The sequence below is a fragment of the uncultured Massilia sp. genome, from assembly GCF_913773735.1.
Lineage (GTDB): Bacteria > Pseudomonadota > Gammaproteobacteria > Burkholderiales > Burkholderiaceae_D > Telluria.
The window spans coordinates 16,891-38,637 of record NZ_CAJYEB010000036.1 but is presented as its reverse complement, the minus strand read 5'-3'; the positions used below and the strand labels follow the sequence as shown (position 1 = coordinate 38,637).

Sequence of the window (21,747 nt, the reverse complement as noted above, 5' to 3'; positions counted from 1 at the left end):
GCCTGGCTGGCAATGGTGGTCCAGCCGGACGGCCTCGCCGCCGCCAGCGTGCGGCGCCAGGCCGGTGCCAGGCCGGCGGTGACCCTGGCGTCCTTCTTTCCGGGTACCGTCGACGTCGATGCGCTGGAACGCGCCGGCAAGGAAGTGCATGCGGGCGACTACCGGTGCACCACCGTGCTGGCCGGCGGCGACTACCAGTTCATGTCGGTGGAGGCGCCGAACGTCCCGCGCGAGGAATTGCGCACCGCCATGCGCTGGCGCATGAAGGACATCCTCGATTTTCCAGTCGACGAGGCCACCTTCGATCTGCTCGAACTGCCGCCACCGCCGGGCGGTGGGCGTCCGCAGCAAAGCCTGTTCGCGGTGGCGGCGCGTAACAGCGTCGTGGCCGCGCGCCAGCAATTGTTCGCCGGCGCCAAGGTGAAGCTGCGCGCCATCGACATTCCCGAGATGGCCCAACGGAATATCTCGGCCATGCTCGAGGCCGATGGCCGCGGCGTGGCGATGCTGTCGTTCGCCGCGGACGGCGGCCTGCTGACGGTGTCCTGGAATGGCGAACTGTACCTGTCCCGCCGTATCGACGTGACGCTGGCGCAATTGCTCGACACGGATCACGAGCGCAAGACCGCCAGCTTCGACAAGATCACGCTGGAGTTGCAGCGTTCGCTCGACCACTTCGAACGCCAGTTCTCCTTCATCGGTATCGCCAAGCTGGTGCTGGCCCCGAGCGCCGTGGACGGCCTGGAGGCTTACCTGTCGGGCAACCTGTACACGCGCGTCGAGACGCTCGACCTGGCCACCCTGTTCGAACTGGAAGGCCAGCCCGAATTGCAGGATCCGGCGGGCCAGTGCCGCTTTTTCGTGCCGCTCGGCGCCGCATTGCGTGACGAGGTGGCCGCGTGAGCCAGCAGATCAACCTGTTCAACCCGGGGTTCGAAAAGCAGAAGAACCTGCTGTCGGCCAACGGCATGGCGGTTGCCGCCGGGATGGCCGCGCTGGCCATGGCGGGCGCCACCTGGTTCGCGCACGTCAAGACGGGCGCCCTGCAGGCCGAGGCAAATACCGGCGCCAGGTTGCTGGACCAGTCCGACAAGCGCCTGGCCGAGGTCACTGCCGGCACGGCGCCGGCGGCCAGGGATGCGACGCTGGCCGGCCGGATCGCCGACGCGGAAAGCCAGCGCGAGGCCTTGCGGCGCGTGGCCGGGGTCATCGAACGCGGCGAATTGGGCAACACCCAGGGGTATGCCGAATACTTCCGTGCGCTGGCGCGCCAGCGGGTGGACGGCCTGTGGCTCACCGGAGTGCGCATCGGCGGCGCCGGCCTGGACCTCGGCGTGCAGGGCAGGGCCCTCGATCCGGCACTGGTGCCGGGCTTCCTGGCGCGCCTGCGCAACGAGCCGGTCATGCAGGGCAAGGCCGTGGGCAGCCTGCGGATCGGCCCCGCCGAGGACCTCAAGCGCGTCGACCGCGACGGCAAGGAAGGTACGGCGCCGGCGCCCTACGTCGAATTCAGCCTGCAGTCGACGCCGGCGGAGGACAAGCGATGACGCCGAAGCAACGCTGGCAAGCCTTGTCCGCGCGCGTCGACGCGCTGAGCCCGCGCGAGCGCGTGCTGGCGCTGGCGGCGGTGCTGGCCGTCGTGGCCGGCATCGGCTGGATGGCGGCGCTGGGGCCGGCGCTCCAGAAGCAGGAACGCCTGCGCGCGCAGATCGCCCAGCAGCGCGACCAGGTTGCCGCGCTGGAGGCCGAGACGGCGCAGAAGCTGGCCATCGGCCGCAATGATCCGGATGCGCCGCTGCGCGAGCGGCTGGGCGCCGTGCGCGCCGATACCGAGCGCCTGACCGGCGACCTGCGCGCCATGCAGAAGGGGCTGGTGCCGCCGGAGCGCGTCGCCCCGCTGCTGGAATCGATCCTGCGCTCGAATGCGCGCCTGAAGCTGGTGTCGATGAAGACGCTGCCGGTCGGTTCGCTGAGCGACCTGGCCGTGCAGTCCGCGGCCGGCGATCCGGCCCGGCCCGGCGCTGCGGCGCAGGCGGCCGCAGCCGCAGCCGCACCCGCAGCCGGATCCGCGCCGCCGGCCGTGGCCCGCGCCCCCGACCTGTTGTTCAGCCATGGCGTCGAACTGACCCTGCGCGGCAGCTATCTCGACATGGTCGACTACATGACGACGCTGGAGGCGTTGCCGACCCAGCTGTTCTGGGGCAAGGCACAGCTCGAGGTCGAGCAATACCCGGAAGTGCGCCTGACGCTGACCCTGTACACCCTGAGCCTGGACCCGAAATGGATGAAGTTGTGAAACCGAAGGCGGCGCTGCGCGCCGTCGCGCTCCTGGGCATGCTGTGCGCATTGTGCGCGGCGGCCGGCGCGCAGTCGCTGCAGGACCCGACCAGGCCTCCGGCCGCGGCGGCGCCCGGCCACGCGGCGGCGCAGGCCGCGGGCGAGGATGGGCCGCGGTTGCAGACCATCCTGATCGGGCGCGCCCCCGGTGGGCGTCACCTGGCAGTGATCGACGGCACGACGGTGCGTCCGGGCGACGATTTCCAGGGCATGCGCGTGGCCAGCGTGCGCGACAACGAGGTCGTGCTGGTGCGCGGCCGCGAACGCAAGGTACTGCGCCTGTACGATAACGCCGCCGGCGGCATGACGCCGGTGGCGTCCGCCCGCCCGGCCGCGCACGCCGCGCTGGCCGACGCCCGCCTGCGCGCAGGGAAGGAATGATGAAGACGATACGACCACTCCAATCGACCGCGTGCCTGGCGCCGCTGCTTGCCGCGCTGCTGGCGGGCTGTCAGACCGCGCCCGCGACGACCACGTTCGACAACATCCGCAAGGAAGTCGCGGATGCGGCGGCCCGGCCGAATGCGGCGCCCACCGTCGACAAGGCCGTCGCCGACGCGCTGCTGCCCCCGGCGGCGGCGCTGGCGACGCAATTGCCGAAGGCCAGGCCGGCGCTGGAAGAGCGTTTCAACGTCTCGTTCAACAACGTCCCGGCGCAGCAGTTCTTCCGCTCGATCGTGGCCGGCACCCGCTACAACATCCTCGTGCATCCGGATGTCTCCGGCGGCATCACCGCCAACCTGAAGGACGTGACCCTGAAGGAGACGCTGGACGCGGTGCGCGAGATGTACGGCTACGACTACAAGATCGAGGGCACTCGCATCTCGATCAAGCCGCTGACGATGCAGACCAAGATGTTCCGCATCAACTACCTCGTCGGCAAGCGCCAGGGTGGCTCCAACACCCGCGTCACGTCGACCTCGGTCGCCAATGCCGGCAACAACAATGGCGGCAGCGGCGGCGGCTACCAGAACAACAATTACCAGACACAGAACGGCCAGCCGGCCAGCAACAACGGCAACAACGGCGGCAACGGCAACAACCAGAACGGCCAGGGCAACGGCCAGGTCGTCAGCACCGATGTCAGCACCGAATCGCTGAACGACTTCTGGGGCGACCTGAAGCAGTCCATCGAGGCCATCGTGGGCTCGAAGGAAGGCGGGCGCAGCGTCGTCATCAGTCCGCAGTCGGGGGTGGTCGTGATCCGCGCCATGCCGGAAGAGCTGCGCAACGTCGACGCCTACCTGAAGGCGACCCAGCTCGCCGTCGACCGCCAGGTGATCCTGGAGGCGAAGATCCTCGAGGTCGAGCTGAACGACAGCTTCCAGAGCGGCGTCAACTGGGCATCGTTCGCATCGATCCGCAGCAGCCACGACAACCGCGTCTCGGGCGGCATCGTCTCGCCCGGCACGTCGCTCAGTCCATTGCCGTTCAACGGCGGCCAGCCGGCCGTCATCCGCGACCCCGTCACGGGCCTGGCCGCCAGCACCGGCTTTTCGCTGTCGAGCGCCGCCGAGGCGGCCGGCGCGATGTTCGGCCTGGCGGTCCAGACCAACAACTTCGCGGCGCTGATCTCCTTCCTGGAGACCCAGGGCAACGTGCACGTGCTGTCCAGCCCACGCGTGGCGGCCGTCAACAACCAGAAGGCCGTGCTGAAGATCGGCACCGACGAATTCTTCGTCACCGGCGTGACCACCACCACCAACTCGACCACCACCGGCAACACGGTCACGCCGAGCGTGATCCTGCAGCCGTTCTTCTCGGGCGTGGTGCTGGACGTGACGCCGCAGATCGACGACGAGGGCAATATCCTGCTGCACGTGCACCCGTCGGTCAGCCAGGTCACGACCGTGCAGAAGACCGTCGCGCTGGGCACGGCCGGCAACCTGACGCTGCCGCTTGCGGCCTCGAACACGTCGGAACTGGACAGCATCGTGCGCGGCCAGAACGGGCAGGTGGTGGCGATCGGCGGCCTGATGCGCCAGTCGTCCACCAACGACGCCTCGCAACTGCCGGGCGCCGGCAGCGTGCCGCTGCTGGGCACCCTGTTCGGCCAGAAGAAGCGCGTGAACCAGAAGCGCGAGCTGGTGGTGCTGATCAAGCCGACCATCGTCGAGAGCGGCGGCAACTGGAACGACGACCTGCTCGACGCCGGCCGCCGCATCGAACAGCTCGATCCGCGCAAGCGGGGAGCGCGCTGATGTACACCGCGCACTTCGGCCTGCGCGAGCCGCCGTTCGGGATCACCCCGGACACCAGCTTCTTCTTCGGCAGCCCGAAGTCGCAGGAAGCGCTGAACACCCTGCTGGTGGCGGCCCGCAACGGCGAAGGCTTCATCAAGATCACCGGCGAAGTCGGCACCGGCAAGACCCTGTTGTGCCGCAAGTTCCTCGCCACCCTCGGCCCCGAGTTCGTCACCGCCTACATTCCGAATCCCTACCTGGAACCGCGCACGCTGATGCTGGCGCTGGCCGACGAGCTGGAGATCCGGTTCGACCGCGACGTCGACCAGCACCGCCTGCTCAAGTCGATCACCGACCGCCTGATGACGCTCGCCGCCTGCGACAAGCGCGTGCTGCTGTGCCTCGACGAGGCCCAGGCGATTCCCGTCGAGAGCCTGGAGGCGCTGCGCCTGCTGACCAACCTGGAGACCGAAAAGCGCAAGCTGCTGCAGATCGTGCTGTTCGGCCAGCCGGAACTGAACCGCAAGCTGGAACTGCAATCGATCCGCCAGCTCGCGCAACGCATCACCTTCCACTACCACCTCGGGCCGCTGAGCCGCGACGACCTCGATTACTACCTGGCGCACCGGCTGCGCGTGGCCGGCTTCGACGGCGCGCGCCTGTTCTCGCGCGGCGCGGTGGCGCGCCTGTACCGCGCCAGCGGCGGCGTGCCGCGCCTGGTCAACATCCTGGCCCACAAGGCCATGATGCTGTGCTACGGCCAGGGCCGGCAGCAGGTCGCGCGCGCCCACGTGGCGCTGGCGGCGCGCGATACCATCGCCACCAGCGCGCGCGCGGCCTGGCAACGTCCCCGTACCTGGGCCGCGGCGGGCATATTGCTGGCCGGCGCCGCGGCCGGCCTGACTTGGGCACTGACGCGATGAGTCTCATCAATAAAATGCTCCAGGACCTCGATGCGCGCGGCACGCCCGCGGGCGGCGAGGCCGCCTATTCCTCGCAGATCAAGCCGGTGGCCGCGACGCGCGGCGGGCCGCCGCTGCGCCTGGCCGCCATCGGCGCGGGCGGCGCGCTGGCCGTGGCGGCCGTGGCGTGGGTCGGCTGGCAGCAGCTGCACCGCGCGCAGCCCGCCGCCGTTCGCGCCGCCGCGCCGCGCCCACCGCAGGCGCAGGCGCAGCCGGTGCCGGTCGCTGCTGTCGTTGTCGCCGGTCCGGCGCAGCCGGCCGCGCCCGCGGTCGGCGCGGCGCTGCCGGCGGCGCAGGTGCCGCAGGTGCCGCAGATACCGCAGGTGCCGGTAGCGGACCCCGCGCCCACGCCCGCGCCGGGCAAGGACGTGGCCCCGATGGAGCCGGACGGCGCCGAGGCGCGCGCGACGCGGCGCGCGCTGGCGGCCTTGCTGGCGACGCGCCAGGGCCTGCCGGCGGCGGCGCCGGCGCCGACCCCGTCGAAGAAGCAGGCGGCCGCGCCGCAGGGCAGCCATGCCGCGGCCGCGCCAGACCGCAAGGATGCCGGGCCGGCCGCCGCGCGCGCGCCGGCGGCCAAGGCGCCAGCGAAGGCGACCAGGCACGCGGCGCCCGCCGAAGGCCGCCAGGAAACGCCGGCGCAACGCGCCGAGAACGCCTACCGGCGCGCCCTGGCCAGCCTGCAGGAAGGGCGCATGGGAGAGACCGTCGCGGCGCTCGAGGAAGCGCTGCGCATCGAACCGGGCCACGAGGCGGCGCGCCAGACGCTGGTGGGACTGCTGGTGGAGGCGGGACGCGGCGACGAGGCGATGCGCCAGGCGCAGGCCGGCCTGGTGCGCGATCCGCGCCAGCCGGCCCTGGCGATGCTGCTGGCACGCCTGCAGATCGAGCGCGGCGGCAGCGGCATCGACGTCCTGATGCGCACGTTGCCGTATGCGGGCAACGACGCCGAGTACCACGGCTTCCTGGCCGGCGCGCTGCAGCGCCAGCAGCGCCACCGCGAAGCGGCCGAACAGTACCTGCTGGCCGTGCGCGCCGTGCCCGCCAACGGCGTCTGGTGGATGGGCCTGGGCATGTCGCTGCAGGCCGAGAAGCGCAATGCCGAGGCGCTGGAAGCGTTCCAGAAGGCGCGCGCCACCGGCGCGCTGTCGCAGGACCTGGCGGGATTCGTCGAGCGCCGGATCCAGCAGCTGGCCCACTGACGTCCCGCGCGTCGTCCCGGCGCAGGCCGGGACCCGAGGTGCGGGCGGTCCCGCTGCGCCCAGGAATTCGACCCCGGCCTGCGCCGGGGCGACGGTGGTGCCGCCTTATCCTTTCCGCTCCGGCCCGCGCGGCCGCCAGGTGCTCCACGCGATCAGCCACAGCAGCAGCGCCTGGACCGGCAGGCGCAGCCATAGCGCCCACAGCGGCACCGGGAAGCGCTGCGGCTCCTGCAGCATGTAGACGTGGGCCGGCGTCACGGCGATCGTCAGCAGGAACAGGCCGATCCCCGCGGCGCGGCGCCATGCCGGCAGCGCGAGGCCGGCGGCGCCCGCCAGTTCGAACACCCCGCTGACCAGGACCGCCGCCACCGGCCACGGCATCCAGGGCGGCACGATGCGCGCTTCGGTATCGGTGGCGGCGAAGTGGAAGATCCCGCCGATGAAGAACCACAGGAACACGACGCCGATGCCGGCGCGCTGCCCCTTGCTGGCGCGGCGCCGGCGCCAGCCGCCGGGGGTCTGCGCGGCGTCCATGCGACCCCTAGATCCGCGCCAGCCGCGCCAGCGCCGCCTGCAGCGTCGCATCCTGCTTGGCGAAGCAGAAGCGCACGATGCCCGACTCGGTGGGGCTGCCGTAGAACGCGGACACGGGGATCGCGGCCACCTTCACCTCGCGCGTGAGCCATTGCGCGAACTGCGCTTCCGGCATGGCCGAGATCGCGCCATAGCGCACGCACTGGAAGTAGGTGCCGTCGGCCGGCAGCAGTTCGAAGCGGCTGCCGGCCAGCCCGGCGCGGAACAGGTCGCGCTTGCGCTGGTAGAACGCGGGCAGGTCGCGGTACGGGGCGGGATCGGCCATGTAGGCGGCGATCCCGTGCTGCATCGGCGTGTTCACGCTGAACAGGTCGTACTGGTGCACCTTGCGGAACTCCGCCATCAAGGGCGCCGGCGCGGCCACGTAGCCGATCTTCCAGCCGGTCACGTGGTAGGTCTTGCCGAAGCTGGAGACGACGAAGGCGCGCTCGGCCAGCACCGGGTGGCGGCTGACCGAGGCGTGCTGCTGGCCGTCGTAGACCATGTGCTCGTACACCTCGTCGGACAGCACCAGGATGTCCGTGCCGGCCACGATGGCCGCCAGCGCGTCGAGGTCGGCCTGGCGCAGGATGCTGCCGGTGGGGTTGTGCGGCGTGTTCACGACGATCATGCGGGTGCGCGCGGTGACGGCGGCGGCCACGCGGTCCCAGGGCACGTCGTAGCCATGCTCGCCCAGGCGCATCGGCACCGGCACCGGCACGCCCCCGGCCAGCACGATCGACGGCTGGTAGCTGTCGTAGCACGGCTCGATGACGATCACCTCGTCGCCCGGGTGCACGGCGCACAGGATCGCGGTGACGATGCCCTGCGTGGCGCCGGCCGTGACGGTGATCTCGGCATGCGCGTCGTAGGAGCGGCCGTACAGCGCGGCGACCTTGGCGGCGATGGCCGCGCGCAGCTGCGGGGCGCCGGCCATCGGCGGATACTGGTTCAGGCCGGCGCGCATGGCGTCGGCGACCGCGTCGACGAGGCGCGCGTCGCAGTCGAAGTCGGGGAAGCCCTGGCCGAGGTTGACGGCGCCATGCTCGGCGGCGAGGGCGGACATCAGGGTGAAGATCGTGGTGCCGACGGCGGGCAGGCGCGATTGCAGGGCAGGGGTCGTCATGGCGCGGGATGGGTCGAGGGGGCGGAGTCGATCGGTGGTGTCATTCTGCCACGGCTGGGGCCTCGGTCTTGAGCCAGGCGTCCGGGGTCATGATGCGGAACAGGTGTTCGCGCGCGGCGCGGCGGGCCAGCTTGAGCAGGGCCTTGTCCTTGGTGACGAGCACGTCGGCGCCGGCGTCGCGCGCGATCTCCAGGAATTTCTGGTCGTCGCGGTCGGTGCAGACCGGCAGGCGCACGGCGCGCGCCGCCGGCGCCACCACCTCGACCACGGCGTCGAAGCGCGCGGCGGCGCGCGGGCGCGTGGCGTCGTCGAGGGGCAGGTGCGGGTAGTTCAGCACGAACAGGTATTCGTCGCGGCAGTCGGCGCGCGTCACGGCGCGCACGGCGCCGGCGTCGAGGGCGGCCTGCAGCGGCGCCCAGCGCGGGTCCTCGAACACGAACAGGTCGAGGCAGACATTGGTATCGATGACGATGCGTTTTGGCGGAGCGGGTATCATGTGGGCAATTTTACCCGCTGCACGTATTCCTTATCCATGCTGATCGTCCTTTCCCCCGCAAAATCGCTCGACCTCGATACTCCGCCGACCACCGCCAGGCACACGACGCCGCGCTTCATCGACCGCGCCGCCGAACTGATCCGGATCCTGAAACCGTACTCGCCGGCCCAGGTCGGCGCGCTGATGGACATTTCCGACCAGCTCGCCGTGCTGAACGTGACGCGCTACGCCGACTGGCATCCGGACCACGCGCAGGCGCGCCAGGCCGTGATGTCCTTCGACGGCGACGTCTACACGGGCCTGGACGCGCGCACGCTCGATGCTGCGGCGCTGGATTACGCGCAGGCGCGCGTGCGCATCCTGTCCGGCCTGTACGGCCTGCTGCGGCCACTGGACGGCATGCACCCGTACCGCCTCGAGATGGGCACGAAGCTGGCGAATCCGCGCGGCAAGGACCTGTACGCGTTCTGGGGCGACTCCGTGACGGCCGCGCTGAACGAGGACATCGCCGCCGCCGGGGCCACCGCGCTGGTGAACCTGGCGTCGGAAGAATATTTCAAAGCGGTCAAGCCGAAGCTGCTGGCCGTGCCGGTGATCGCGCCCGTGTTCGAGGACTGGAAGAACGGCAGGTACAAGATCATCTCCTTCTTCGCCAAGCGCGCGCGCGGCATGATGGCGCGCTACGCGGCCCTCAACGGCATCACCGACCCGCAGCAGCTGAAGGACTTCGACGTCGACGGCTATGCGTTCGACGAGGCAGCGTCGACGGAGAAGAACTGGGTGTTCCGGCGCAGGGTCGAGGCCTGAGCCGCCAATGAAAAAGGCGCTGTTCGCGTTCATTGCGTTTCCTGCCCACCCGCTTGCCGAACTGGACCGCTGCCCGCAAGAGCAGCGCCGGCGTCGTCAGCCGTTTGTCGGTTCGCACAACTAACGCGAACAGCGCCATGAAAAACGCCCGCATGCGCGGGCGTCTGGCGTTACTGCACGGCGTCCTTGGGCGACGGCCGCGGGCCCGACTTGGCCCAGAACTTCCACCACGGCGCCTCGCCGCTGCCCTTGCCGCCCATGAAGCGGCTGTCCGGGTAGTTCAGAGTGAACAGGCGCTGGGTGTCGTCGCGCAGGTCGAACATGCCCAGCTTGTCGTAGCAGCGGATCATGATGAACAGCGCTTCCTCGCGCGCGGCCGACTGGCTGAACTGCGTGACGGCGCCCTGGGCGCGGTTCAGCGAGGCCAGGTAGGCGCCGCGGCGGTAGTAGTAGTTCGCCACGTGGACCTCGTACTTGGCCATCGCGTCGATCAGGTAGTTCATGCGCTCGATCGAGTCTGGCGCGTATTTGCTGTTCGGGAATTTGTCGACCAGCTCCTTGAACGCGGCGAACGCTTCGCGGGTCGCCTTCGGATCGCGCTCGGACGGATCCTGCGAATAGATGAAGCTGAGGAAGCCGATCTGGTCGTTGAAGTTGATCAGGCCGCGCAGGTAGTACATGTAGTCGACCTGCGGATGGTTCGGGTGCAGCTTGATGAAGCGTTCGACGGCCGCCAGCGCCTCGGCCTGGTCCTGGGCCTTGTAGTGGGCGTAGGCGATCTCCATCTGCGCCTGGGCGGCGTAGGTGCCGAACGGGTAGTTCGATTCGAGGCGTTCGAACAGCTTGATGGCGGCTTCGTAATGACCGCCGGCCATTTCTTCCTTCGCCTCGTCGTATAATTTCGAGGCTGACACGTTCTTCGTTTCGTCTTTTCGTTCCGGTAACAAACCGCAAGCGGACAAACTTAGCAGGGCGCTAGTCAGGACTAAAACAGACAATTTTTTTTGCATAAGCTATTTGCAAGAGAGTTTTACCGAGAGGGCGCCGCGCTTGCCGCGGTGTCCTGAGATTCAACGAACGGCTGATTATAGCCGATGGGACTGACGTGATATTAACTGCTGCGCCGAATTCGGCGGAAATGCCTTTCGACCCCGACCTGGACGACGACCTCGACACCGAGCCGGGGGGCGGGGCGCCCGACTATTCCCCGATCACCCTGCAACTGCAGCCCGAACACTGCGGCCAGCGCCTCGACAAGGTCATCGCCGGCCTCGTGCCCCAGTTCTCGCGCAGCCGCCTGCAGCAGTGGTTCGAGGAAGGCCACGTCACCGTCGACGGCAAGCCGGCCAAGGGCAAGGGCACGGCCTTCGGCGACGAGACCGTGGTCGTGCAGCCGCAGCCGGCGCCCGAGGACACGGCCTACACGCCGGAACCGATGGCGCTCGACATCGTCCACGAGGACGATGCGATCATCGTGGTCAACAAGCCGGCCGGCCTGGTCGTGCATCCGGGCTCGGGCAACTGGTCCGGCACGCTGCTCAACGGCCTGCTGGCGCATTGTCCGCAGCTGGTGTCGGTGCCGCGCGCCGGCATCGTGCACCGCCTGGACAAGGACACCAGCGGCCTGATGGTGGTCGGCAAGACGCTGGCCGCGCAGACCGACCTGGTGCGCCAGCTGCAGGCGCGGACCGTCAAGCGCGAGTACTTCGCGCTGGTGTGGGGCACGCCGCGCCCGTCCGGCACGGTCGATTCGCCGATCAGCCGCGATCCGAAGGACCGGGTCAAGATGGCCGTGTCGAACGCGCCGATGGCCAAGCCGGCCATCACCCACTACACGCTGCTGGAGACGGGCGAGCTGGACCGCCGCCCCGTCAGTCTGGTGCAATGCCGCCTGGAGACCGGGCGCACGCACCAGATCCGCGTGCACATGCAGTCGCTGGGCTACAGCCTGGTCGGCGACACCGTCTACGGCAAGCAGCACCTGCGGCCCTTCTTCCATCGCCAGGCGCTGCAGGCCCGTCGCCTGGGCCTGTCGCACCCGGCCACGGGCGAGCACATGGAATGGGTCGTGCCGCTGGCCGCCGACTTCGCCGAACTGCTGGAACGCGCCGGCATCGCCGAGCCGGAAGCGGTCTGATGGCCCTCGACGGCGGCGTGCTACTGCCCGACTGGCCCGACCTGCCGGCGCGCGTCGGCGCGCTCGCCACGACGCGGCGCGGCGGCGCCAGCCTGGGGCCGTACGGCGACGGGCAGGGCGGCGGGGGCCTGAACCTCGGGCTGCACGTCGGCGACGATGCCGGCACGGTGCGGGCCAACCGCGCGCGCCTGCAGGCGCTGCTGCCGGGCCATCCCGCCTGGATCGCCCAGGTCCACGGCGCCGCGGTGGTCGACGCGGCCGGCGTGCAGCCGGGCGGCCCGGTGCGCACGGGCGACGCCAGCATCGCCACCGGCGCGGGCGTCGTCTGCGCGATCCTGACGGCCGACTGCCTGCCGGTGCTGTTCGCCGACCTCGATGGCAAGGTGGTGGGCGCCGCCCACGCCGGCTGGCGCGGCCTGGCCGGCGGCGTGCTGGGGGAGACGGTGGCGGCGATGCGCCGCGCCGGCGCCGGCGCGATCACGGCCTGGCTCGGGCCGGCGATCGGCCCGGACGCCTTCGAGGTGGGAAGGGACGTGCTGGACGCCTTCGAGGCCGCATTGCCGGGCGAGGCGGCCGCCGCCTTCCGCCCCTATCCGGGACGCCCCGGCAAGTACCTGGCCGACATGAACGCGCTGGCGACGCGCATGCTGGCGCGCGCCGGCGTGACGCGCGTGCACGGGGGCGGGCGCTGCACGGCCACCGAGGCGGCGACGTTCTATTCCTACCGGCGCGATGGCGTCACCGGCCGCCAGGCCAGCATGGTCTGGATCCGGTAAGGCGCGCGCGGCGCAAGCTGCCCGGGCGGCCAGCGGGTCAATCCGGCGTGCGGCGCGCGCCGGCGTGCGCCGCATGCTGCGCGGCGCGGCGCCGTTTCCTCCGGCCCGCCCCCATCAGGTACAGCACGAGCGACAATGGCAACACGCCATAGCCGAAAAAAGTCATAATGCCGGCAACCACCGTCGGTTCGGTCGCCGCCATCAGGGTCACGACGTACATCCATCCTATGGCAACGATCCACATGCGATTCGACTCCTCCGGTTGACGACCCGATTCTACACAATGGACGCCCTATGAACACGAACGACGCTTCGCCGCAGACGCTTGCCGCTTCCTGGATGTCGCAGTTTGCCGACCCCGCCGCCTGGCAATCCTGGATGACATTGCCGGACATGGCCAAGGTCCCGGGCCTGGCCGGCATGACCGGCGGCGCGAACGGCGCCGCGGGCTTCGCGCCGGTGATGCGCATGCTGGGCGACATCGGCGCCGGCCTGGCCCCGGCGCGCCTGGAAGCCCTGCGCGACGACTACATGCAGAAGGCCATGAAGCTGTGGCAGGACTTCGTGATGGGCAAGCTGCCGGCGTTCAGCGACCGCCGCTTCGCCGCGCCCGAATGGACGGCCAGCCCGATGTCGGCCTACAGCGTCGCGTCCTACCTGCTCAATGCCGAATTCCTGGTGGCGCTGGCCGACGCGGTGGAAGCGCCGCCGAAGGACAAGCAGAAGATCCGTTTTGCGGTGCAGCAGATCGTCGATGCGCTGTCCCCGGCCAACTTCTGGGCCACGAATCCGGAAGCGCAGCAGAAGATGATCGAGACGAACGGCGAGAGCCTGACCAAGGGCCTGCAGAACATGCTGGCCGACATGCAGAAGGGCCGCATCTCGCAGTCGGACGAATCGGCGTTCGAAGTCGGGCGCAACGTCGGCGTCACGCCGGGCACGGTTGTCTTCGAAAACGAACTGTTCCAGCTGATCCAGTACACGCCGGCCACCGCGACGGTGCACGAAGTGCCCCTCCTGATGATCCCGCCCTGCATCAACAAGTTCTACATCCTCGACCTGCAGCCGGAAAATTCGCTGGTGCGCTACCTGGTCGAGCAGGGCAATACGGTGTTCATGGTGTCCTGGCGTAACCCGGACGCGGCGCTCGCCGGCACCACCTGGGACGACTACGTCGAAAAGGGCGCGATCCGCGCGCTGGACGTGGCGCGCGCGGTCAGCGGCCAGCCCCGGGTGAACGTGTTCGGCTTCTGCGTGGGCGGCACCATCGCCGCCACGGCGCTGGCCGTGCTGGCCGCGCGCGGCCAGAAGCCGGCCGCGAGCCTGAGCCTGTTCACGACGCTGCTCGACTTCGCCGACACCGGCGTGCTCGACGTGTTCGTCGACGAGACCCAGGTCATGCTGCGCGAGCAGCAGCTGGCCCGCGGCGGCCTGATGCCGGGGCGCGACCTGGCCACGACCTTCTCGGCGCTGCGCCCGAACGACCTGGTGTGGAACTACGTCCAGCAGAACTACCTGAAGGGCAAGACGCCGCCCGCGTTCGACCTGCTGTACTGGAACGCCGACAGCACCAACCTGCCGGGCCCGATGTACTGCTGGTACCTGCGCAATACCTACCTGGAAAACCGCCTGAAGCAGCCGGGCGCGCTCACCGTGGCCGGCGCGCCGGTCGACCTGGGCGCGATCGATTGCCCGACCTTTATCTACGGTTCGCGCGAAGACCACATCGTGCCCTGGGAAGCGGCGTATGCGTCGATGGGCCTGCTCAACCCGAAGAAGGCGAAGGCGAACCGCTTCGTGCTGGGCGCGTCGGGCCACATCGCCGGCGTGATCAACCCGGCGTCGAAGAACAAGCGCAGCTACTGGGTGGGCGAGGGCGCCGTGCGCAATCGCCCGAAGACGGCGGCCGACTGGCTGGCCGGCGCGGTCGAGAAGACGGGCAGCTGGTGGCCGGAATGGGCACGCTTCCTGGCCGAGCACGGCGGCAAGGACGTGCCCCCGCCGGCCGCGCCGGGCAGCGCGACGTATCCGGCGATCGAGGCGGCGCCGGGGCGTTACGTCAGGGAGCGGGCCGACTGATCGGGCGTCCCCGCGGCGATTGTGAAAGAAATAAGCGAGTTGCTTAAGGATTATGCTGCGCCGCGGTGTACAACGTGGTATTTTTAAGAATATCCGCTTGGAATTGGAGACGCCGCGGGAGATCCCCGCTGACGCCAGATAATAAATGCGCTACGGCGCTGTACATGGAAACGAGATGAGCAGTACGAAAAAAAGCCCCGACCGCCTGATCAAGAAATATCCGAACCGCCGGCTGTACGACACCCAGACCAGTTCCTACATTACCCTGTCCGACGTCAAGCAGCTGGTGCTGGACGCCGACGAGTTCACCGTCGTCGACGCCAAGAGCAACGAGGACCTGACCCGCAGCATCCTGCTGCAGATCATCCTGGAAGAAGAGGCGCACGGGGTGCCGATGTTCTCGAGCAATGTACTGTCCCAGATCATCCGTTACTACGGCCATGCGATGCAGGGCATGATGGGTTCCTACCTGGAAAAGAACATCCAGGCATTTACCGATATCCAGAGCAAGTTCGTCAACTCGGCCACCGGCGCCCTCGAAGGCAAGCCGTACAATACCGAGATGTGGACCCAGTTCATGAACATCCAGGGCCCGATGATGCAGGGCATGATGAACAGCTACATCGACCAGAGCAAGAACCTGTTCCTGCAGATGCAGGAACAGATGCAGTCCCAGAGCAAGGCCATGTTCGGCGCCTTCCCGTTCGGCGTGCCGCCGGAAAAGAAATAAGCTGCCACGCGTGACGGCCGCCCGGGCCAGCGCCGGGGCGGCGCGCGGACGTCGCATTTTTACCCCGCTTTCCCTGCGTTCGTCCCACATGCTGTAAAATCGCGGATTGCCCAAAATAGTTGCCGCACTCCGACAATGCAAGAACTCCGCCGCAATCCCCTCCCCACGACGATCGACGCCGCCGGCCATGCCGTGCCCCCCAAGGTGGGCTTCGTCTCGCTCGGCTGCCCCAAGGCGCTGGTCGATTCCGAGCAGATCCTCACCCAGCTGCGCGCCGAAGGCTACGAGACGGCCAAGTCCTATGCCGGCGCCGACCTGGTGATCGTCAATACCTGCGGCTTCATCGACGCCGCCGTGCAGGAGTCGCTGGATGCGATCGGGGAGGCGCTGGCCGAGAACGGCAAGGTCATCGTCACCGGCTGCCTCGGCGCCAAGAAGGATGCCGAAGGCGGCGACATCATCACCAAGGTGCACCCGAAGGTGCTGGCCGTGACCGGCCCGCACGCGGTGGCCGAGGTCATGGAATCGGTGCACACCCACCTGCCCAAGCCGCACGACCCGTTCGTCGACCTGGTGCCGGACCACGGCGTCAAGCTCACGCCCAAGCACTACGCCTACCTGAAGATTTCCGAAGGCTGCAACCACCGCTGCAGCTTCTGCATCATCCCGTCGATGCGCGGCGACCTGGTCTCGCGCCCGATCCACGAGGTGCTGCAGGAAGCCGAGAACCTGTTCAAGGCCGGCGTGAAGGAACTGCTGGTGATCTCGCAGGACACCAGCGCCTACGGCGTCGACGTCAAGTTCCGCACCGGCTTCTGGAACGGCCGTCCGGTCAAGACCCACATGACGCAGCTGGCCGAGGCGCTGGGCGTCATGGCGAAGCAGTACGGCGCGTGGGTGCGCATGCACTACGTCTATCCGTACCCGCACGTCGACCAGGTGATCCCGATGATGGGCGAGCACGTGCTGCCGTACCTGGACATCCCGCTGCAGCACGCCCACCCGGACGTCCTCAAGCGCATGAAGCGCCCCGCCAGCGGCGAGAAGAACCTGGACCGCATCCTGGCCTGGCGCAAGATGAACCCGGACCTGGTGATCCGCTCGACCTTCATCGCCGGCTTCCCGGGCGAGACGGAAGCGGAATTCGACTACCTGCTGGACTTCCTGCGCGAGGCGCAGATCGACCGCCTGGGCTGCTTCGCGTATTCCCCGGTCGAAGGCGCGACCGCCAACGCACTCGCCGACCCGGTGCCGGAAGCGGTGCGCGAGGAGCGCCGCGCGCGCGTGATGCTGCTGCAGGAAGAGATCTCGCTCAAGCGCCAGCAGGCCAAGGTCGGCAAGACCCTGCGCGTGCTGGTCGACGAGGTCGGCCCGCGCGAGGCGATCGGCCGCACGGCCGCGGACGCGCCGGAAATCGACGGCGTCGTGCACATCAAGCGCGCACTCCAGCCGGGCAAGGCCAGGCCGGCCGTGGGCGAATTCATCGACGTGGTCGTGACGAAGGCCGACGCGCACGACCTCTGGGCCACCGTGGCCTGAGACGGCCCGACGGCCTGCGCGGAGCATTCGACGTGACCAGCAACAGCAAACACCTGCAGACCCGGCTGGTGCGCAGCGACTACGTCGCCCCGGCCGGCTTCGACGCCTACCCGACCGCCATCCATCACGCGTCGACGGTACTGTTCAAGGACGTGGCCAGCATGCGCGCGGCCGACTGGAAGCGCAAGGACGCCTATACCTACGGCCTGCACGGCACGCCGACCACGTTCACGCTGGAAGCCCGGCTGGCCGCGATCGAGGGCGGCGACTACTGCCTGCTCGCGCCGTCGGGCCTGGCCGCCATCGCCATGGTCGACCTGGCGCTGTTGAAATCCGGCGACGACGTCCTGCTGCCGGATAACGTCTACAACCCGAACCGCGACCTGGGCCGCTGGCTGGAGAGCGATTTCGGCGTGACCGCGCGCTTCTACGACCCGCTGGTGGGTGCGGGCATCGCGGACCTGATCCGCCCGAACACCAGGCTCGTCTGGACCGAGGCGCCGGGTTCGGTGTCGATGGAAGTGCCGGACCTGCGCGCGATCTGCGCGGCGGCGCACGCCAGGGGCGTGCTGGTCGCGCTCGACAACACCTGGGCCGCCGGCCTGGCGCTGCGCGGCTTCGACGTCGGCGCCGACATCGTCATGCAGGCGCTGACCAAGTACCAGTCGGGCGGCTCGGACCTGTTGATGGGCGCCGTGATCACGCGCGACAAGGCCCTCAACGACCGCATCGCCGCTGCCCACATGCGCCTCGGGATGGGCGTGGGCGCGGACGACGCCTACTTGGTGCTGCGTGGCCTGGAGACGATGAAGCTGCGCTTCGACGCCCACGACGCGGCGGCGCGCAAGGTGGCGGCGTGGCTGGAGGGGCGTCCCGAGATCGCCCGCGTGCTGCATCCGGCCTTTGCCGGCTGCCCCGGCCACGCGATCTGGAAACGGGATTTCAGCGGCGCCGCCGGCCTGTTCTCGGTGATCTTCGACGCCCGCTACACGGAGGCGCAGACCGACCGCTTCGTCGATGCGCTGACCTTGTTCGGCATCGGCTACAGCTGGGGTGGCACGCACAGCCTGGCGGTGCCCTACCGCATGCAGGGCACGCGGCGCGGCTGGACCGATGCCGGTACGCTGGTGCGCTTCAACATCGGCCTCGAACATCCGGACGACCTGGTCGCGGACATCGAACGGGCATTCGCCGCCATGTAGGGTGGACGGGTCCCCCGTCCACGCGTCCGGCCGGCGCCGGCTGGCAGCGGCAGCACGCCCCTGGCGACTCCGCCGACCCCGGCGGCCTCACACCGGCATCGGCCGATTGTTGTTGAGGTCGATGAACCCGCGGATGATCCGGTAGGCCATCCACAACCACACCACCGGCGCCACGATCCAGACGACCAGCAGCCCGACGAAGCTGATCACCAGCGCCCAGATGATGCACCACCACAGCAGGTACCACCAGAACGAGCGGATCATCCACGTGTGGTGGCTGTAGACGATGGTGCCCGCCGTGTCCGGGCGCTTGATGTAGTTGGCGATCAGCGGCAGCACCGACAGGGTGCCGAGCGAAAAGAAGAACGTGAGCGCGTGCACGACGTACATGATGCGCGCGAACTGCCTGTCGTTCTCGGTGCCGCCTTCGTAGACGAGGTCCTGGGCCATGGATCTGCTCCTTCGTGGATGGGTTGTTCCAATGATAACCCGACGGCGACTCAGGCGGCCTGTTTATGCGACTGCACCCACGCGACCAGGTTGCCGGCATCCATCGCGCCGGCCTGGCGCGCGATCTCGCGGCCGCCCTGGAACAGCGCGATCGTCGGGATGCTGCGGATGGCGTAGCGCGCCGCCAGGTCCTGCGACGCTTCCGTGTCAACCTTGAGCAGGCGCACGCGCGGCTCCAGGCGCGTCGCGGCCTGGGCGTAGGCCGGCGCCATCATGCGGCACGGTCCGCACCACGCCGCCCAGAAATCGACCACGACGGGGATGTCGTTGCGGCCGACGTGGCGGTCGAAACCGGCGCTGTCGACGTCCAGCGGCTTGCCGACGAACAGCTCCTGCGCGCATTTGCCGCAGACGGGCTTGTCGGCCAGGCGCGCCGCGGCGACGCGGTTGACGGCCGCGCAGTGCGGACAGACGATGTGGAATTGCTGCGGGTCGGTCATGGGAAATCCTCCTGTGTGCTGGTGTTCTTTGTCTCGGTCACGGCGTGCGCCGTGGCGGCGCCGTCCGGTATATCATCGGGTGCCGGGCGCATGTCCCCCAAATGGGTCCCAATGAGCAAATTGCAATCCACCCGCCCCGGCAGGCGCCTGATCGGTTGCGCCGGCTGGGGCTTGAACAAGGAAGTTGCCGCCGCCTTTCCGGCCGAGGGCAGCCACCTCGAACGCTATGCGGCGGTGTTTCCGGCCGTCGAGATCAATTCTTCGTTCTACCGGCCGCACCAGCCTGCGACCTACGCGCGCTGGGCCGCGAGCGTGCCGGACGACTTCCGTTTCTCCGTCAAGCTGCCCAAGGCGATCACGCACGAGGCGCGCCTGCGCGATGCCGACGACCTGCTCGACCGCTTCGCGCGCGAGGCCGGCGGACTCGGCGCCAAGCTCGGCTGCGTGCTGGTGCAGCTGCCGCCCAGCGGCGCGTTCGACGAGGACGTGGTGCGCGCCTTCCTGCCGCGCCTGCGCGCGCGCTTCGCCTGCCTGCTGGCGCTGGAAGGGCGCCACCCTACGTGGTTCGGCGCGGCCGCCACGGCGCTGCTGCGCGAACACGGCGTCGCGCGCGTGATCGCCGATCCGCCGGCCGGCCAGCCGGGCGAGCACGTGCCGACGGCGAACGCCGCCTACATCCGCCTGCACGGCACGCCGCGCGTCTACTACTCGCCGTATCCGCCCGAGGCGCTGGCGCGCATCGCGCTCCAGGTGGAGGCGGCGCGCGCGGGCGGCGCCGACGCCTGGTGCATCTTCGACAACACCGCCGAGGGCCATTCGGTGCCGAACGCGCTGGCGGTGCTGCAGGGCGGGACGGCCGCCTGAACCCGCCATGGTCGCCGCCACCTTCCGCTTCTACGCCGGACTGAACGATCTCCTCGCGCGCGACCGGCGCGGCGGGGACGTCACCGTTCCGTGCGCCCGGCATGCCACCGCCAAGCACATGATCGAGGCGCTGGGCGTGCCGCACACGGAGGTCGAGCTGGTCTTGGTGAACGGCCGGTCCGCCGGGCTCGACGTGCTGCTGGAAGAGGGCGACCGGGTGGCCGTCTACCCGCGCTTCCACCGTCTCGACGTGGCCGACCTGGTGCGCACGACGGCGCAGCCGCCGGGGCGCCTGCGCTTCGTCGCCGATGCCCACCTGGGCGCGCTCGCGCGCCTGTTGAGAATGGCGGGCTTCGACACCATCTACCGCAACACGCTGGCCGGCGCGGAGATCGCGGCGCTGGCCGGCGACGAGGGGCGCATCGTGCTGACGCGCGACCGCGAGCTGCTCAAGCGCCGCGGCGTCGCCTACGGCGCCTGGGTGCGCGCCCGGGCCGCGCCGGCGCAGCTGGCCGACGTGGCCGAGCGCTTCGGGCTGGCCGCGCGCGCCCGGCCGTTCACGCTGTGCCTGCATTGCAATGCGCCGCTGCGCAGCGTCCCGAAGGATGCCGTGCTGGCCCGGCTGCCGCCGATGGTGCGCGCGACCCGCGACGCATTCCGCACCTGCGACCGCTGCGGGCGGGTCTACTGGAAGGGCTCGCACTGGCAGCGCATGAAGGCGATGCTGGAAGCGGCCATGGGTGACGTCATGGACGACGCCATGCACGACGCCGCGGACGACGACATGCCGCGGCGCGCCACGCCGCGTTGAGCTACACTACTTTTCCATTCGAGGAGCGATGACCGACAACGTCATGCCGAGTCCAGCGAGCACCGGTTCCATGTTGCAGAGCGTACCGATCCCCATCCGCGTCGAGTGTCCGCCGGGTTCCTGCACCTGCGAGCGCGACCGCCTGCAGGACGACCCGGCGGCCGACCAGCGCCCGCTGCGCCTGACGCGCGCGGAAGAGGCGCGCCTGATCGCGCGCATCGAGCGCGTCGATACCTATGCCGACCTGCTGCATGTGCAGCGGCTGGTCGAACGCAACCTCGGCGCCGCGCTGACGATCGTGCCCGGCCCGCACGAGGTGCGCACGGTGCGCGGCATCGTGATCCGCCTGGAAGAGCAGCCCGGCCTGTGCCGCAAGGTGCGCCAGTCGGTGCCGGCCGCCGTGCGGCGCATGCTCGACCGCCGGCCCGAGGTCGCCTGGGCGATCCTCGACGCCGACGGCCTGTTCGGCGCGTCCTGACGCCGTCCGCCATGCCGGTTGGCAGGCGCGAAACGATGCCGTACACTGCCATGTCCACGCACATCACGGAGGCGGCATGACACGGGTTACCGGCATCGGCGGCATCGTATTCCAGGCGAAGGATCCGCAGGCGCTGCGCGCGTGGTACCGGCGCCACCTCGGCATCGACGTCCAGGCCTGGGGCGGCGCGGCGTTCACGGGCACGGACGCGGACACCACGGCCTGGTCCATCGGCGGGCCCGGCGACGACCGGTTCGCGCCCGGCACCACGTCCTTCATGATCAACTACCGCGTCGCCGACCTGGCCGCGCTCCTGCAGGCCCTGCGCGACGAGGGTTGCCAGGTGCTGGACAAGACGGACGACGGCGACTACGGCAAGTTCGGCTGGGTCATCGACCCGGAAGGCAACCAGGTCGAGCTGTGGGAGCCGCCAGCGCGGACGTGAGGTGGCCAGCGCTCCCGCGGCGGCGTCGCTTCCGGCGCGGTGGCGTTGCCCAC

General features: G+C 69.6%; 25 protein-coding genes. 18 read left to right on the top strand and 7 right to left on the bottom strand.

Annotated elements, in window-relative coordinates; genetic code table 11:
• Nucleotides 1–12 precede the first annotated feature (12 nt).
• From QZ749_RS18695 to QZ749_RS18665, 7 genes are read left to right on the top strand one after another with little or no spacing between them, the layout of a single operon-like run.
• Nucleotides 13–903, top strand: a complete 891-nt coding sequence (locus QZ749_RS18695; protein WP_307726671.1) for an agglutinin biogenesis protein MshI — start codon at nucleotides 13–15, stop codon at nucleotides 901–903.
• The gene (locus QZ749_RS18690) at nucleotides 900–1,547 is read left to right on the top strand and encodes a PilN domain-containing protein (protein WP_296949795.1); all 648 of its coding nucleotides are present in this window, start codon (nucleotides 900–902) and stop codon (nucleotides 1,545–1,547) included. The genes QZ749_RS18695 and QZ749_RS18690 overlap by 4 nt, the downstream gene beginning before the upstream one ends.
• Complete coding sequence (gene gspM, locus QZ749_RS18685) at nucleotides 1,544–2,296, top strand: type II secretion system protein GspM (RefSeq protein ID WP_296949793.1); 753 nt, start codon at nucleotides 1,544–1,546, stop codon at nucleotides 2,294–2,296. The genes QZ749_RS18690 and gspM overlap by 4 nt, the downstream gene beginning before the upstream one ends.
• The gene (locus tag QZ749_RS18680; RefSeq protein ID WP_296949792.1) at nucleotides 2,281–2,718 is read left to right on the top strand and encodes a hypothetical protein; all 438 of its coding nucleotides are present in this window, start codon (nucleotides 2,281–2,283) and stop codon (nucleotides 2,716–2,718) included. The genes gspM and QZ749_RS18680 overlap by 16 nt, the downstream gene beginning before the upstream one ends.
• Entirely contained in the window at nucleotides 2,718–4,538 is a 1,821-nt protein-coding gene (gene mshL / locus QZ749_RS18675; RefSeq protein ID WP_296949827.1) for a pilus (MSHA type) biogenesis protein MshL, read from the top strand. Before QZ749_RS18680 ends, mshL begins: the two co-directional genes overlap by 1 nt.
• Nucleotides 4,538–5,443 carry an ExeA family protein gene (locus QZ749_RS18670; RefSeq protein ID WP_296949791.1) on the top strand — a complete coding sequence of 302 codons (906 nt, stop codon included), beginning with the start codon at nucleotides 4,538–4,540 and terminating at the stop codon, nucleotides 5,441–5,443. Before mshL ends, QZ749_RS18670 begins: the two co-directional genes overlap by 1 nt.
• 14 nt (nucleotides 5,444–5,457) lie before the next feature.
• The gene (locus QZ749_RS18665; protein ID WP_296949790.1) at nucleotides 5,458–6,681 is read left to right on the top strand and encodes a tetratricopeptide repeat protein; all 1,224 of its coding nucleotides are present in this window, start codon (nucleotides 5,458–5,460) and stop codon (nucleotides 6,679–6,681) included.
• 105 nt (nucleotides 6,682–6,786) lie between these two features.
• Here QZ749_RS18665 and QZ749_RS18660 read toward each other — a convergent pair whose 3' ends face one another.
• From QZ749_RS18660 to QZ749_RS18650, 3 genes are read right to left on the bottom strand one after another with little or no spacing between them, the layout of a single operon-like run.
• The gene (locus QZ749_RS18660) at nucleotides 6,787–7,215 is read right to left on the bottom strand and encodes a DoxX family protein (protein ID WP_296949789.1); all 429 of its coding nucleotides are present in this window, start codon (nucleotides 7,213–7,215) and stop codon (nucleotides 6,787–6,789) included.
• Nucleotides 7,216–7,222: 7 nt separating this feature from the next.
• Complete coding sequence (locus QZ749_RS18655; protein WP_296949788.1) at nucleotides 7,223–8,380, bottom strand: pyridoxal phosphate-dependent aminotransferase; 1,158 nt, start codon at nucleotides 8,378–8,380, stop codon at nucleotides 7,223–7,225.
• 40 nt (nucleotides 8,381–8,420) lie between these two features.
• The gene (locus QZ749_RS18650) at nucleotides 8,421–8,876 is read right to left on the bottom strand and encodes a putative toxin-antitoxin system toxin component, PIN family (protein ID WP_296949787.1); all 456 of its coding nucleotides are present in this window, start codon (nucleotides 8,874–8,876) and stop codon (nucleotides 8,421–8,423) included.
• A gap of 36 nt (nucleotides 8,877–8,912) precedes the next feature.
• Here QZ749_RS18650 and yaaA point away from each other — a divergent pair, with 36 nt between their 5' ends.
• On the top strand, nucleotides 8,913–9,683 hold the full coding sequence (gene yaaA, locus QZ749_RS18645) for a peroxide stress protein YaaA (protein WP_296949786.1): 771 nt from the start codon (nucleotides 8,913–8,915) through the stop codon (nucleotides 9,681–9,683).
• A 170-nt stretch (nucleotides 9,684–9,853) separates the two neighbouring features.
• Here yaaA and QZ749_RS18640 read toward each other — a convergent pair whose 3' ends face one another.
• The gene (locus QZ749_RS18640; RefSeq protein ID WP_296949784.1) at nucleotides 9,854–10,693 is read right to left on the bottom strand and encodes an outer membrane protein assembly factor BamD; all 840 of its coding nucleotides are present in this window, start codon (nucleotides 10,691–10,693) and stop codon (nucleotides 9,854–9,856) included.
• Nucleotides 10,694–10,821: 128 nt separating this feature from the next.
• On the opposite strand from QZ749_RS18640, the gene QZ749_RS18635 reads away from it, so the two are divergent.
• Together QZ749_RS18635 and pgeF are read left to right on the top strand one after the other, a co-directional pair.
• Nucleotides 10,822–11,820 (top strand): RluA family pseudouridine synthase, encoded by a 999-nt coding sequence (locus QZ749_RS18635; protein ID WP_296949782.1) that lies wholly within the window; start codon nucleotides 10,822–10,824, stop codon nucleotides 11,818–11,820.
• Nucleotides 11,820–12,596 (top strand): peptidoglycan editing factor PgeF, encoded by a 777-nt coding sequence (gene pgeF, locus QZ749_RS18630; protein ID WP_296949781.1) that lies wholly within the window; start codon nucleotides 11,820–11,822, stop codon nucleotides 12,594–12,596. The genes QZ749_RS18635 and pgeF overlap by 1 nt, the downstream gene beginning before the upstream one ends.
• A gap of 37 nt (nucleotides 12,597–12,633) precedes the next feature.
• Here pgeF and QZ749_RS18625 read toward each other — a convergent pair whose 3' ends face one another.
• On the bottom strand, nucleotides 12,634–12,840 hold the full coding sequence (locus tag QZ749_RS18625; RefSeq protein WP_296949779.1) for a hypothetical protein: 207 nt from the start codon (nucleotides 12,838–12,840) through the stop codon (nucleotides 12,634–12,636).
• A gap of 50 nt (nucleotides 12,841–12,890) precedes the next feature.
• Between QZ749_RS18625 and phaC the strand changes: the two genes are divergently transcribed.
• The 4 genes from phaC to QZ749_RS18605 all read left to right on the top strand — a co-directional run bounded on the left by phaC (nucleotide 12,891) and on the right by QZ749_RS18605 (nucleotide 18,146).
• On the top strand, nucleotides 12,891–14,675 hold the full coding sequence (gene phaC, locus QZ749_RS18620) for a class I poly(R)-hydroxyalkanoic acid synthase (RefSeq protein WP_296949778.1): 1,785 nt from the start codon (nucleotides 12,891–12,893) through the stop codon (nucleotides 14,673–14,675).
• Between the two features lie 175 nt (nucleotides 14,676–14,850).
• A complete protein-coding gene (gene phaR / locus QZ749_RS18615) occupies nucleotides 14,851–15,405 on the top strand; it encodes a polyhydroxyalkanoate synthesis repressor PhaR (RefSeq protein WP_296949777.1) in 555 nt (184 codons plus the stop codon).
• A 135-nt stretch (nucleotides 15,406–15,540) separates the two neighbouring features.
• Nucleotides 15,541–16,944, top strand: a complete 1,404-nt coding sequence (gene rimO, locus QZ749_RS18610) for a 30S ribosomal protein S12 methylthiotransferase RimO (RefSeq protein ID WP_296949775.1) — start codon at nucleotides 15,541–15,543, stop codon at nucleotides 16,942–16,944.
• Between the two features lie 32 nt (nucleotides 16,945–16,976).
• Nucleotides 16,977–18,146: a cystathionine beta-lyase gene (locus QZ749_RS18605; protein WP_296949773.1), complete on the top strand. Its 1,170-nt coding sequence runs from the start codon at nucleotides 16,977–16,979 to the stop codon at nucleotides 18,144–18,146.
• Between the two features lie 87 nt (nucleotides 18,147–18,233).
• On the opposite strand, the gene QZ749_RS18600 is transcribed toward QZ749_RS18605, so the two are convergent.
• On the bottom strand, nucleotides 18,234–18,596 hold the full coding sequence (locus QZ749_RS18600) for a hypothetical protein (RefSeq protein WP_296949770.1): 363 nt from the start codon (nucleotides 18,594–18,596) through the stop codon (nucleotides 18,234–18,236).
• Nucleotides 18,597–18,646: 50 nt separating this feature from the next.
• Nucleotides 18,647–19,096 (bottom strand): thioredoxin TrxC, encoded by a 450-nt coding sequence (gene trxC, locus QZ749_RS18595; protein ID WP_296949769.1) that lies wholly within the window; start codon nucleotides 19,094–19,096, stop codon nucleotides 18,647–18,649.
• A 111-nt stretch (nucleotides 19,097–19,207) separates the two neighbouring features.
• Between trxC and QZ749_RS18590 the strand changes: the two genes are divergently transcribed.
• From QZ749_RS18590 to QZ749_RS18575, 4 genes are all read left to right on the top strand, one after another.
• Nucleotides 19,208–19,960 (top strand): DUF72 domain-containing protein, encoded by a 753-nt coding sequence (locus tag QZ749_RS18590; RefSeq protein ID WP_296949767.1) that lies wholly within the window; start codon nucleotides 19,208–19,210, stop codon nucleotides 19,958–19,960.
• A gap of 7 nt (nucleotides 19,961–19,967) precedes the next feature.
• Nucleotides 19,968–20,771 carry a Mut7-C RNAse domain-containing protein gene (locus QZ749_RS18585; protein ID WP_296949766.1) on the top strand — a complete coding sequence of 268 codons (804 nt, stop codon included), beginning with the start codon at nucleotides 19,968–19,970 and terminating at the stop codon, nucleotides 20,769–20,771.
• Between the two features lie 70 nt (nucleotides 20,772–20,841).
• A complete protein-coding gene (locus QZ749_RS18580) occupies nucleotides 20,842–21,249 on the top strand; it encodes a hypothetical protein (RefSeq protein ID WP_296949765.1) in 408 nt (135 codons plus the stop codon).
• A gap of 76 nt (nucleotides 21,250–21,325) precedes the next feature.
• Nucleotides 21,326–21,694 (top strand): VOC family protein, encoded by a 369-nt coding sequence (locus tag QZ749_RS18575; protein ID WP_296949763.1) that lies wholly within the window; start codon nucleotides 21,326–21,328, stop codon nucleotides 21,692–21,694.
• Nucleotides 21,695–21,747: the final 53 nt, after the last annotated feature.

What these genes read in the sequence shown, in the direction of transcription:
- QZ749_RS18695 (WP_307726671.1), top strand. Translation starts at nt 13, where the DNA reads ATGGTGGTCCAGCCGGACGGCCTCGCCGCCGCCAGCGTGCGGCGCCAG.
- gspM (WP_296949793.1), top strand. Translation starts at nt 1,544, where the DNA reads ATGACGCCGAAGCAACGCTGGCAAGCCTTGTCCGCGCGCGTCGACGCG.
- QZ749_RS18680 (WP_296949792.1), top strand. Translation starts at nt 2,281, where the DNA reads ATGGATGAAGTTGTGAAACCGAAGGCGGCGCTGCGCGCCGTCGCGCTC.
- mshL (WP_296949827.1), top strand. Translation starts at nt 2,718, where the DNA reads ATGAAGACGATACGACCACTCCAATCGACCGCGTGCCTGGCGCCGCTG.
- QZ749_RS18670 (WP_296949791.1), top strand. Translation starts at nt 4,538, where the DNA reads ATGTACACCGCGCACTTCGGCCTGCGCGAGCCGCCGTTCGGGATCACC.
- QZ749_RS18665 (WP_296949790.1), top strand. Translation starts at nt 5,458, where the DNA reads ATGCTCCAGGACCTCGATGCGCGCGGCACGCCCGCGGGCGGCGAGGCC.
- QZ749_RS18660 (WP_296949789.1), bottom strand. Translation starts at nt 7,215, where the DNA reads ATGGACGCCGCGCAGACCCCCGGCGGCTGGCGCCGGCGCCGCGCCAGC.
- QZ749_RS18655 (WP_296949788.1), bottom strand. Translation starts at nt 8,380, where the DNA reads ATGACGACCCCTGCCCTGCAATCGCGCCTGCCCGCCGTCGGCACCACG.
- QZ749_RS18650 (WP_296949787.1), bottom strand. Translation starts at nt 8,876, where the DNA reads ATGATACCCGCTCCGCCAAAACGCATCGTCATCGATACCAATGTCTGC.
- yaaA (WP_296949786.1), top strand. Translation starts at nt 8,913, where the DNA reads ATGCTGATCGTCCTTTCCCCCGCAAAATCGCTCGACCTCGATACTCCG.
- QZ749_RS18640 (WP_296949784.1), bottom strand. Translation starts at nt 10,693, where the DNA reads ATGCAAAAAAAATTGTCTGTTTTAGTCCTGACTAGCGCCCTGCTAAGT.
- QZ749_RS18635 (WP_296949782.1), top strand. Translation starts at nt 10,822, where the DNA reads ATGCCTTTCGACCCCGACCTGGACGACGACCTCGACACCGAGCCGGGG.
- pgeF (WP_296949781.1), top strand. Translation starts at nt 11,820, where the DNA reads ATGGCCCTCGACGGCGGCGTGCTACTGCCCGACTGGCCCGACCTGCCG.
- QZ749_RS18625 (WP_296949779.1), bottom strand. Translation starts at nt 12,840, where the DNA reads ATGTGGATCGTTGCCATAGGATGGATGTACGTCGTGACCCTGATGGCG.
- phaC (WP_296949778.1), top strand. Translation starts at nt 12,891, where the DNA reads ATGAACACGAACGACGCTTCGCCGCAGACGCTTGCCGCTTCCTGGATG.
- phaR (WP_296949777.1), top strand. Translation starts at nt 14,851, where the DNA reads ATGAGCAGTACGAAAAAAAGCCCCGACCGCCTGATCAAGAAATATCCG.
- rimO (WP_296949775.1), top strand. Translation starts at nt 15,541, where the DNA reads ATGCAAGAACTCCGCCGCAATCCCCTCCCCACGACGATCGACGCCGCC.
- QZ749_RS18600 (WP_296949770.1), bottom strand. Translation starts at nt 18,596, where the DNA reads ATGGCCCAGGACCTCGTCTACGAAGGCGGCACCGAGAACGACAGGCAG.
- trxC (WP_296949769.1), bottom strand. Translation starts at nt 19,096, where the DNA reads ATGACCGACCCGCAGCAATTCCACATCGTCTGTCCGCACTGCGCGGCC.
- QZ749_RS18590 (WP_296949767.1), top strand. Translation starts at nt 19,208, where the DNA reads ATGAGCAAATTGCAATCCACCCGCCCCGGCAGGCGCCTGATCGGTTGC.
- QZ749_RS18585 (WP_296949766.1), top strand. Translation starts at nt 19,968, where the DNA reads ATGGTCGCCGCCACCTTCCGCTTCTACGCCGGACTGAACGATCTCCTC.
- QZ749_RS18580 (WP_296949765.1), top strand. Translation starts at nt 20,842, where the DNA reads ATGTTGCAGAGCGTACCGATCCCCATCCGCGTCGAGTGTCCGCCGGGT.
- QZ749_RS18575 (WP_296949763.1), top strand. Translation starts at nt 21,326, where the DNA reads ATGACACGGGTTACCGGCATCGGCGGCATCGTATTCCAGGCGAAGGAT.